This window comes from Aeromonas finlandensis, from assembly GCF_000764645.1.
GTDB lineage: Bacteria > Pseudomonadota > Gammaproteobacteria > Enterobacterales > Aeromonadaceae > Aeromonas > Aeromonas finlandensis.
Genome location: NZ_JRGK01000252.1, coordinates 1 through 708 on the forward strand (window position 1 = coordinate 1; position 708 = coordinate 708).

A 708-nucleotide genomic window follows, 5' to 3' on the forward strand; every position below is an offset into this window, starting at 1 on the left:
GGCCAGCCGTGTCTGTACGGTAGGGCACGTAAAGCGCATTGATACAATAATCGATTGATATTTGTATGAAATATGTCATGTCACGAACAAAATGAAGGTGAACAGTGTATGACTATGTTAGGTTGAACTGGGTTTTATTGAGCGTTGGAATTTTTATGATTGATAATTGCAATCCACAGCAAAATTATTTGTTGGCTGCGCTATCGGCTGACACATATGGCAGATTACAGCCCCATCTTGAGTTGGTAAATTTGCCTTTGGGCATGGTACTATCTGAATCTGGTGATATTATGCGCTATGTTTATTTTCCTCTCGACTGTATTATTTCGCTTTTGTACGTTCTCAAAAATGGTGCATCTGCCGAAATCTCTGTGGTCGGCAATGAAGGTTTGATTGGGGTCGCACTGTTTATGGGGGGAGAAAGTACCACTAGCCGAGCAGTTGTTCAAAGTGCGGGGCATGCCTATCGCTTGGCAGGCTCGTTGTTAAAGTCCGAGTTTAACCTCCACGGCGATTTGTTACATCTGATGTTGCGATATACCCAGTCATTACTGACACAAATGGCACAAACCGCTGTCTGTAATCGGCATCACTCTATTGATCAACAACTGTGCCGTTGGTTGCTGCTATCGTTGGACAGATTACCTGATAACCAATTGACGACGACCCAAGAGTTGATTGCCAATATGTTGGGGGTACGTCGTGAGG

The 708-nt window shown here is 44.1% G+C and carries 1 protein-coding gene; it reads left to right on the forward strand.

Annotated features, from left to right (window positions below; translation table 11 throughout):
• Positions 1-104 precede the first annotated feature (104 nt).
• On the forward strand, positions 105-708 hold a 604-nt coding region (locus LD28_RS22505; protein WP_241462297.1), incomplete at its 3' end, for a Crp/Fnr family transcriptional regulator.